Annotated in this window: 6 protein-coding genes and 1 tRNA gene; 4 read left to right on the top strand and 3 right to left on the bottom strand. The window is 68.0% G+C overall.

Annotated elements, in window-relative coordinates; translation table 11 throughout:
• The 4 genes from ACFDSW_RS03700 to ACFDSW_RS03685 form a co-directional block, all read left to right on the top strand.
• A partial coding sequence (locus ACFDSW_RS03700; RefSeq protein ID WP_375248928.1) for a serine hydrolase domain-containing protein occupies positions 1 to 846 on the top strand: 846 nt, incomplete at its 5' end.
• Between the two features lie 107 nt (positions 847 to 953).
• Positions 954 to 2216: an efflux RND transporter periplasmic adaptor subunit gene (locus ACFDSW_RS03695; RefSeq protein WP_375248927.1), complete on the top strand. Its 1263-nt coding sequence runs from the start codon at positions 954 to 956 to the stop codon at positions 2214 to 2216.
• Positions 2213 to 5413 (top strand): efflux RND transporter permease subunit, encoded by a 3201-nt coding sequence (locus ACFDSW_RS03690; protein WP_375248926.1) that lies wholly within the window; start codon positions 2213 to 2215, stop codon positions 5411 to 5413. The genes ACFDSW_RS03695 and ACFDSW_RS03690 overlap by 4 nt, the downstream gene beginning before the upstream one ends.
• A complete protein-coding gene (locus ACFDSW_RS03685) occupies positions 5410 to 6858 on the top strand; it encodes an efflux transporter outer membrane subunit (protein WP_375248925.1) in 1449 nt (482 codons plus the stop codon). The genes ACFDSW_RS03690 and ACFDSW_RS03685 overlap by 4 nt, the downstream gene beginning before the upstream one ends.
• Positions 6859 to 7012: 154 nt before the next feature.
• Here the strand turns inward: ACFDSW_RS03685 and ACFDSW_RS03680 are convergent.
• The 3 genes from ACFDSW_RS03680 to ACFDSW_RS03670 all read right to left on the bottom strand — a co-directional run.
• A tRNA-Phe gene (locus ACFDSW_RS03680) sits at positions 7013 to 7088 on the bottom strand.
• Positions 7089 to 7117: 29 nt separating this feature from the next.
• The gene (locus tag ACFDSW_RS03675) at positions 7118 to 7306 is read right to left on the bottom strand and encodes a DNA gyrase inhibitor YacG (RefSeq protein WP_375248924.1); all 189 of its coding nucleotides are present in this window, start codon (positions 7304 to 7306) and stop codon (positions 7118 to 7120) included.
• Positions 7303 to 8067 (bottom strand): ribonuclease E/G (locus tag ACFDSW_RS03670; RefSeq protein ID WP_375248923.1); only part of this gene is annotated, 765 nt, incomplete at its 5' end. The genes ACFDSW_RS03675 and ACFDSW_RS03670, both read right to left, overlap by 4 nt.

Below are 8067 nucleotides of genomic sequence, written 5' to 3'. Positions count from 1 at the left end.
TCGGTCAGCAAGGTGATCGCGACGACCACCTTCGTGCTGCGGCTGGCGGACGAGGGGCGGATCGATCTCGACCGGCCGCTGACCGATGCGATCCCCGACCTGCGGCAATATGATGTGCTGCACGCGGCGGAACGGCGGCTGACGTTTCGCGACTGCCTGGTGCACCGCACCTTTCTGCCCGCGGTCGAGCCGATCTACACCTATGGCGACGATCCCGCGCGGCTGCGTGCCTTCGTTTTGCAACGCGAATGGCGCCACGGCCCGCCGGTCTATTCGGACATCAACTTCATCCTGCTGGGGATCGCGATCGAGCGGTTGATCGGCGCGGGGCTCGATACGCTGCCGCTCGGGGCTGGGCTGAGCTGGGGGCCGCCACCCGGCCCCGCGGTCGCGACCGAGCATTGCCGCTGGCGCGATCGCGTGTTGCAGGGTGAGGTGCATGACGAGAATGCGGCGGCGATGGGCGCGCGCACCGGGCACGCGGGGCTGTTCGGCACCGTTGCGGGCGTGCTCGATTTCGCGCGCGCGCTGCTCGACGGCAGTGGTGCCTCGCCCGCGATGTGGCACGCGATCCGCACGCCGGTGGAGGGGCATCGCACCCACGGCTGGGAAATCCGCCACCCCGGCTGGTCCGGCGGCCAGGCATGTTCGGCGACGACGATCGGGCATACCGGCTTTACCGGTACCGGCCTGTGGATCGATCCCGATCGCGAGCTGGCGTGGACACTGCTGACCAATCGTGTCCACCCGACACGGCATGTCGACAGCGGCATTTTCCAGCTGCGGCCCGAAACGGGCGATGCGTTGATCGCGGCGTGGGAAGGGGCTCCGGCGCCGCGCGGCTGAGCGGGGAACGGTCATCGGGTGCAATCCCGACAAATCGGTAATGTTGCCGCAAAGGATGGGTAATCGCGTCCGGCTATCGGCGAAGGTGAGAACCTTCAGGACGATCCATGCACAGCGCCGAAGCCCCTGCCACTCTGCCCGAAGCCCGCCGCCTGCCCCGTGGGGCACAGATCCGCTGGCTGGCGATCGTCGCCGGCGCCGTGATCGGCGTGGTGCTGCTCGTCTCGCTGATCGCGAAACTGACGCATCACGAACCGCCGCCCCCGGTGCAGACGCCGCCCGGCACGTTCCGCGCCACCGACGACCAATTGGCGCAGATGTCGCTGATGAAGGTAGGATATGGCGCATCGGATGAGCGGACGCTGGCCAGCGGCTCGATCAGCGTCGACGGCGATCAGTCGACCCCGGTGCTGCTGCCCTATTCGGGTCAGGTCGTGCGCGTGCTGGCCGATGCCGGGCAGCGTGTCCGGCAGGGGCAGCCGCTGCTGCTGATCAAGACCGGCGATTTCGTCGACGCGCGTAACGGTCTGTTCGCCGCCCGCGCGGCGTTGCAGAACGCGCAGGCGCAATTGACCACGGCCACCCGCAATGCGGATCGCCAGCGGCAGATCTATCAGACCGCGGGCGGCGCGCTGAAGGATTACCAGCAGGCGCAGGCCGATCTGGCCGCGGCGCAGGCGACCGCGCGAACCGCCGCGGCGGCGCTGGGTGCGGCGCGAGACAAATTGTCGATCCTCGGCAAGTCGCAGGGTGAGATCGCGGCGCTGGAGCGCGTGGGCGAGATGTCCGGCATCCACGACGTCACCACGCTGCGCGCACCGATCAGCGGGCTGATCGCTTCGCGTGACGTATCGGCGGGACAATATGTCAATCAGGGCGGCGACAAGCCGGTGATGTTCATCACCGATCCGTCGCGCGTGTGGCTGATCGCGCAGGTGGCCGAAACCGATGCCGATGCGGTGCATGTCGGCGATGTCGTCGACGTGACCACCCCGGCGTTGCCCGGGCGCGTCTTCTCGGCGCGGATCGAGGTGGTCGGGGCGGGGCTGGATCCTGATACCCACCGCCTGCCGGTCCGCGCGACGATCGCCAATCCGGACGGCGCGCTGAAGCCGCAGATGTTCGCCAGCTTCTCGATCCGCAAGGCGGTGGAGGGCGATGCGATTCTGGTGCCGTCGATGGCGGTGATCCACGAGGGCGATACCGCCCGCGTCTGGGTGATGCGGCCCGACAAGCTGCTCGCGGCTCGAAATGTGACGGTGGGCGACGAGCGTGACGGGCGGATCGAGATCCTGTCGGGGCTGCGCCCCGGCGAAATGATCGTCACCTCCGGCGCGCTGTTCGTGAACGAAGCGGGGCTCGGTTCGTGAACCGCATCGTCGCGTTCGCGCTGCGCCAGCGCCTGCTGATCGTCGGCATCTTCATCGCGATGATCGTCGCGGGGGGGATCGGCTTCGCCAACCTCAATATCGAGGCCTATCCCGATCCCGTTCCGCCCATGGTGGAGATCATCACGCAGACCCAGGGCCTGTCCGCCGAAGAGATGGAGCGTAACATCACCATCCCGATCGAGGTGGCGATGGCGGGCATCCCGCACGAAACCGCGATCCGTGCGATCAGTCTGTTCGGGCTGTCGGACATCAAGGTGCAGTTCACTTATGACCTGACCAATGATGAGGCGAAGCAACAGGTCATCAACCGCCTGTCGCAAATGCCGCCGCTGCCGCCGGGAGCGCAGCCGACGCTGTCGCCGACCAGCCCGGTAGGCGAAATCTTCCGCTATCGCATCACCGCGCCCCCGGGCTATTCCGTGATGGATCTGAAGACGTTGCAGGACTGGGTGTTGCAGCGTCGGTTCAAGCGCATCCCCGGCGTGATCGACGTCACCGGTTGGGGCGGCAAGCTGCGCGCTTATGATGTCGAAATCGACAACAACCGGCTCGCGGCGCACAATGTTTCGGTCGCGCAGGTGCTGCAGGCGCTGCAGAAGAGCGATAACAACGTCGGCGGCCAGACGATCAACTTCGGCGCGCAGGCGGCGGTCGTTCGCGGCGTCGGGCTGATCCAGTCGGTCGCCGGTATCCAGAACGTGCTGGTCGGCACCAACGCGGGCCAGCCGGTGCTGGTGCGCGACATCGCCACGGTGAAGATCGGCAACGAGCCGCGCCAGGGCATCGCCGGCTACAACAACGACGACGATATCGTGCAGGGCATCGTGCTGATGCAGCGCGGCGCCAAGTCGATGCCGACGATCCAGGCGGTGCAGAAGGAAGTCGAGACGATCAACTCGACCGGCGTGCTGCCGCCCGGCGTCCATCTTGAGCGGATCTACGACCGATCCGACCTCATCAAGCTGACCACGCATACCGTGATGGAGAATCTGGTCGCCGGCGTGTTGCTGATCTTCGCGCTGCAGTGGGTGTTCCTCGGCAATCTGCGCAGCGCGGTCATCGTCGCGGCGACGATCCCTTTCGCGCTTGCCTTCGCGGTGCTGATCCTCGTCCTGCAGGGCGAAAGCGCGAACCTGCTGTCGGTTGGCGCGCTCGACTTCGGGCTGGTGGTGGATGCCAGCGTCATCATGGTGGAAAATATCTTCCGCCACATGGTGGAGCGAAGCGCGCATGCGGAGAACGGGCGCGGGCATTATTCGCTCGCGACGCGCTTCTCGGCGATCCTGGGCGCGGGGCACGAGGTGAGCCGCGGCATTTTCTTCGCCGCCGCGATCATCATCACCAGCTTCCTGCCGCTGTTCACGCTGACCGGGGTGGAAGGGCATATCTTCGGGCCGATGGCCAAGACCTATGCTTATGCCATCACCGGCGGTTTGATCGCGACCTTCACCGTGTCGCCAGTGCTGTCGACGCTGCTGCTGCCTGACAAACTGTCGGAGGTGGAAACGAAGGTCGTCGCGGCGCTGCGGCGCACCTATGAACCCGCCGCCGCCTTCGCGCTCGGCAACAGGGTGCTGACGATCGGTGGCGCGCTGCTGCTGATGGCGGGCGCGCTGGTGGGGATGCGGTCGCTGGGTATCGAGTTCCTGCCGCATCTCGAGGAAGGCAACATGTATATCCGCGCGACGCTGCCGGGCTCGATCAGCCTCGACGCGGGTGAGCGGGTGACGAACGAGGTGCGCAAGATCATTGCCACCTATCCGGAGACGACCGCAGTGCTGTCCGCGCACGGCCGCCCCGATGACGGCACCGACGCGACCGGCTTCTTCAACATCGAATTCTTCGTGCCGCTCAAGCCGTTCGACACCTGGCCGAACGGGATGACGAAGGAGAAATTGATCGACGAACTGTCCGCCAAACTGTCGAAACGCTATCCCGGCGTCGATTTCAGCTTCTCGCAGATCATCGAGGACAATGTCGAGGAAGCCGCATCGGGCGTAAAGGGCGCCAATTCGATCAAATTGTTCGGCCCCGATCTCAACGTGCTCGAAAAATACGCCGACCAGATCAAGGATCAGATGTCGAAGGTGAACGGGATCGCCGATTTGGGCGTGTTCCAGTCGCTCGGTCAGCCGACGGTGCGGATCGACGTCGATCGCGCGCGGGCATCGCGCTACGGCCTGACCCCCGATGACGTCAACGCGACCGTGGCGACGGCGATCGGCGGGCAGTCGACCGCTGACCTGTACGAACCCGGCACCGATCGCCATTTCCCGATCGTCGTGCGGCTGCGCCCCGAACAGCGTGGCTCGCTGGAGGCGATCCGGCGGATCACCGTCGGTGCGCCTTCGCCCAATGGCACTGGCACGATCCAGGTGCCTTTGTCGGAAGTCGCCAATGTGCGGCTGACGACCGGCGCGTCGTTCATCTATCGCGAGCATCAGGAGCGTTACATCCCGATCAAATTCTCGGTGCGCGGCCGCGATCTCGGCAGCGCGGTAGAAGAGGCGCAGGCGCGGATCGCGCGAAACGTCCACCTGCCGCCGGGCTATCGCCTCGAATGGGCGGGCGAGCTGGACAATCTGAAGAACGCCGTCGCCCGGCTGGAGATCGTGGTGCCGATCAGCCTGCTGCTGATCCTGCTGCTACTCTACGCCAATTTCGGGTCGCTGCGAGACAGTCTGCTCGCCTTCTCCGCCATCCCGATGGCGATCATTGGTGGCGTGCTGGCGCTGGCGCTGACCGGCACCGCGTTCAGTATCTCCGCCGCGATCGGCTTCGTCGCCCTGTTCGGCATTGCGGTCATGGATGGGATCCTGGTGGTGACCACGTACAATCATGCGATCGACGAGGATATGGACCGGCGCCAGGCGCTGGCGACGACAGTGCGCAACAGCCTGCGCCCGGTGGTGATGACCTGCCTGGTCGCCGCGATCGGATTGTTGCCGGCGGCCATGTCGCACGGGATCGGCAGTCAGGTGCAGAAGCCGCTCGCGCTGGTCGTGGTCGGCGGTATGACGCTCGCGCCGATGCTGATCCTGCTGGTGCTGCCGGTGCTGATCGACCTGTTCTCACGGCGCGTGGCACCGGGGAACCGCGGGGCGCACGGGAAGGATGTGGGCCATCCTCCGCATGATGGCGCGCCCAATGCCGAGGGCGGGGAGGCGCTGGCATGACGCGGCGGTGGAAGATGCTGATCGCGGGGGCGGCGCTGTCGGGCACCGCCGCCTGCACCGTCGGCCCGCGCGACCTGAACGCGCATGCCGATCTGCCCCCGGCGACGGCGGCGCGGCCGGAGACGATCGCCCCCGCTGCCGGCCCGGCGCAGGCGGTGGTCGACACCACCGCTCCGTCCGAATGGTGGCACGCTTTCAACAGCACGCGGCTCGATACGCTCGTCAGCGCGGCGCTGGCGCACAACAACGACCTCACGGTGGCCGAGGCGACGCTGCGGCAGGCGCGTGAACAGGCGTTCGCCACCGGGGCCAGCGCGTTCCCGCAGGCCGATGCCAGCTACCAGGCGGAGCGGGTGCGCGTGTCGGACGCCTTGTCGCCGAATATCGCGAACCAGAACCAGCAACTCTACACACTGCATACCGCGCAGGTGACGGTGAACTATGACGCCGATCTGTTCGGCGGTGTGCGTCAGCGGATCCGCTCCGCGCGCGCCGCGGCAGAGGTGCAGCGCCATCGTCTCGACGCGGCGCGCACCAGCGTCGTCGGCAACCTGGTCCAGGCCGTGATCACGCGCGCCTCGCTGGCGGCGCAGATCGAGGCGGCGCGGACCAGTATCGCGGTCAACCGCGATATCCTGTCGCGAATCCAGTTGCAGCAGCGGCTGGGCGCGGTCGGACTGGCGGACGTGGCGACGCAACAGACCGCGCTTGCCACCGCCGAAAGCGCGCTGCCGCCGCTGGAGCGCGCCGAGGCGCACCAGCAGGTTCTGATCGCGACGCTGATCGGGGTCGCGGCCGGCAATCCGCTGCCCGCGCTGCCGACGCTCGATGATCTGGCGCTGCCCGCGCGGCTGCCGCTGACGCTGCCGTCCGATCTGGTCGCGCGGCGCCCGGACGTGCGCGCGGCGCAGGCGCAGCTGGTCGGCGCGGGTGCGGATGTCGGCGCGGCGATCGCGGCGCGGCTGCCCAGCATCACGCTCAGCGCGAATGCGGGGGGCGTGGCGCAACGCTTCGGCGACATGTTCCGCAGCGGCAACCCGTTCTGGGCGCTGCTGGGCGGCATCACGCAGCCGATTTTCCACGCCGGACAGCTGAAGCATCAGCAGCGCGCGGCGGAGGCGGCGCTGGACGGCGCCAAGGCGCAATATCGCGGGACGGTGCTTCAGGCGTTTGCCGACGTATCCGACGCGCTGACGGCGCTGCGTACCGATGCCGAGCAGCTCGATGCCGCGACGCGCTCGACCCAGGCGGCGGGGCAGGCGCTGACCTTCGTGCGGCGACAGCTCGCGCTCGGCAGCGTCGGCACGCTTGCCCTGCTGAATGCCACCGCCGCGGATGCGCAGGCCCGTCAACAGGTGATCCAGGCGCGTGCCGGCCGCCTTTCCGATACGGTCGCCCTGTTCACCGCCTCGGGCGGCGTGATCGCCGCGCCGCCGGCCAACTGACGGCCGAACCCGCTCGATCACCCGCCGATTGATGCGCGGCGGCGGGTGATCGCTCGTGGTGGCCGGCGCCCGATCTCTACGATGCCGAACGTGGGGGGCGGTGCCCCCGCTGTCGCGATGCGAGGCGCCCGGCGCTGCTGTCAGATCTGGAAAATGGTGCCCAAGGGCGGGATCGAACCACCGACACTACGATTTTCAGTCGTATGCTCTACCAACTGAGCTACTTGGGCCTATCGCGAACAGCGATGAGGCGCGGTCCCTAATCGGTGTCGGTGCGGCTGTCCAGCCCCTGCGTGTGATCGATCGCTTCGGGATCGACCGCCTGACCCGGCAGGCGGTATCCCTCGCCCAGCCAGCGCAGCAGGTCGCGATCCTTGCAGCCGCGCGAACAGAAGGGGGCGATGGCGGCGAGCGGTGGCGCGCCGCAGATCGGGCATTGTTGCTTCATGCCGCGAATATGGGGCGCCGGCCGGTGCGCGTCACCAGGGCATCGCACCATGCCGGGGTTGCAAGGATGCGGTCGCGGACCGGCGTCGGGACCGATAGATGCAGCGGCGCCCCCGGTGGGGCACGTTCGGCGATTCGTAGCGCGGCACGGGCGGCGGCACCAACGGGATCGTCGCGCACCCGCTCGGGCAGCGACACGCGCGGGCGCGGGCGGACGATCTGCAGGAAGCCGAAGCCGTTCACCGCGGTGCGCTCGAACGGCGCCGGCAGTGTCTTGTCGATCAGCGCCGCCACCTCCTGCCGGATCGCCTTGCCGGCGAGCGTGGGGAAGTCGATACCGATCGAGCCGCCGATATCGTGGCGCCGAATCGCCCGCGCCACCGCCACCGCCGCGCTGCATGCCAGCCCCTCCGGCGCGGCGTCGCCGTCGACGTCGAACAGCGTCATTGCGGGGGTGGGGGACATCCGCAGCACGCCGCCGGGGAAGGCGATCTCGCCGGTGCGTGCTTCCTCCAGCACTTCCGACCACCCCGCCTGTTCCAGCGCGTCGGGTTGATGGGCGTGCAGATGCCGGACCGGGATGCCGGTCGCACCGATCCGCGCCAGCAGATCGGCGCCGTCGCTCGCGACGGTCGCGTCGCTGATCCGCCCCCGCGCGCGTTTGGCGCGCCCGGGTTCGGGAATCACCTCGCGCACGATGTCGATCATCAGCCGAGCGCCGATCGTCACGCCCGCGGGCGCACGGTCGAGCATCACCTCGCG

The sequence above is a fragment of the Sphingomonas sp. genome, assembly GCF_042091075.1.
In the GTDB taxonomy this organism is placed as follows: domain Bacteria; phylum Pseudomonadota; class Alphaproteobacteria; order Sphingomonadales; family Sphingomonadaceae; genus Sphingomonas.
The sequence above is the reverse complement of the archived record's forward strand: the minus strand, read 5'-3'. Positions and strand labels throughout refer to the sequence as shown.

Excerpts from the sequence above, each read along its gene's own strand:
- ACFDSW_RS03695 (WP_375248927.1), top strand. The coding sequence starts at position 954 with ATGCACAGCGCCGAAGCCCCTGCCACTCTGCCCGAAGCCCGCCGCCTG.
- ACFDSW_RS03685 (WP_375248925.1), top strand. The coding sequence starts at position 5,410 with ATGACGCGGCGGTGGAAGATGCTGATCGCGGGGGCGGCGCTGTCGGGC.
- ACFDSW_RS03675 (WP_375248924.1), bottom strand. The coding sequence starts at position 7,306 with ATGAAGCAACAATGCCCGATCTGCGGCGCGCCACCGCTCGCCGCCATC.